The following is a 1,329-nucleotide window of genomic DNA, read 5'->3' on the forward strand; positions in this document are numbered from 1 at the left end:
TGCGCTCGTCAAGTTTGTGAGACAGTTCTTTGTTGTTTCGGGTTACGCGGCCAGGGGTTCCTGGTCGCGGGTCTGGTAGGCGGTTAGCGCTGCTGCCGGTGCTATTCCGCCGGCTCTGCGGTTCGGTCGGCGGCGGTTGTACCAGCCCTCGATGTAGTCCATGACAGCGGTCCTGGCGGCGAGTTGGCTGGTGAAGCGTTCGTGGTGGTAGAACTCGGTTTTCAGGTGCGAGAAGAAGTTCTCGGCCACCGCGTTGTCCCAGCACACCCCGACCGCTCCCATCGACTGGGTGACCGCGTTCCCGGCGCACCAGCTTTGGAGCTCCTGGGAGGTGTATTGGGCGCCGCGATCCGAGTGGAACACAACGCTGCGAGAGTCCTCACCGCCGACGTGGTCGGCGAGGTATCCGTGGTTCCGGGCCATGCTCAGGGCCGCGGTGCACAGGCTCGCGCGCATGTGTTCGGCCATGGACCAGCCGATCACCATGCCGGTGCAGAGGTCGATCACGGTCGCCAGATACAGCCATCCCTCGCCGGTGCGTAGGTAGGTGATGTCCCCGACGAGCCGACTCCCGGGCGTTTCGGAGGTGAAGTCCCGGGTGCCGTCCTCGTCGAGCATGTGGTTGCGGATATGCGCTGTTCTGGCTTGCGGGTCCTGGACGGTGGTCTTCTTCCACGCGCTGGTGCGTACCGCCCGTAGCCCGTGCTGGCGCATGATCGCGCCCACCGTCGGGGCGGAGACCACGATGCCGGCTGTGTTGAGCATCAGCGTCAGCTGGTCCCGGCCAGCACGTCCTTTCTCCTTCTCGTAGAGCTCGGTGACAGCCGCGCTGAGCTGTTCGTGGCGCACCATTCTGGGCGAGGGACCCGAAGGGTTCCGCCACCGGTAGAACGAGGCCCTTGGCACCTTCAGCATCCGACACAGCCAGGCAATCGGGTGATTGGCCTTCTCTACTTCGATGAACTCGTAGAAATCCTCTACCGTTGCTTCGCTGCAAAGAAGGCGCTGACTTTTCCCAGGAACTCGACCTCGGCCTTCAGCTTGGCGTTTTCGGCCAGTGCCCGTTGGTGCTCATCCCAGGACACCGGGGCCCTGGCTCCTGCCGGGTCCGCAGCAGCGGGATGCTCAGCGCGGTACGTGCGCACCCAGTTCCCCAGCGTGCTTTCCTTCACCCCGATCTCCACCGCGACCTGCTTCACCGGGCGATTCGAGGTCAGGACAAGCTGCACGGATTCATCACGGAACGCGGGGTCGTACGTCTTCTTACTATGAGCGGTCATCTGAAACGGAGGCTCCAATCAAGCTGTCTCACAAAACCATACGACCGCA

At 63.4% G+C, this 1,329-nt stretch carries 1 protein-coding gene; it reads right to left on the reverse strand.

Annotation, left to right across the window (positions count from 1 at the left end):
- Positions 1–42 precede the first annotated feature (42 nt).
- Positions 43–1,280, reverse strand: a protein-coding gene (locus IWX75_RS17475) for an IS3 family transposase (protein ID WP_196823529.1) whose coding sequence is annotated in 2 segments (ribosomal slippage) — positions 43–1,016 and positions 1,016–1,280 — 1,239 coding nt in all. Because the reading frame shifts where the segments join, the coding sequence is not laid out codon by codon here.
- Between the last annotated feature and the right edge of the window lie 49 nt (positions 1,281–1,329).

This window comes from Arthrobacter sp. CAN_A6, assembly GCF_015751715.1.
Lineage (GTDB): Bacteria > Actinomycetota > Actinomycetes > Actinomycetales > Micrococcaceae > Arthrobacter_D.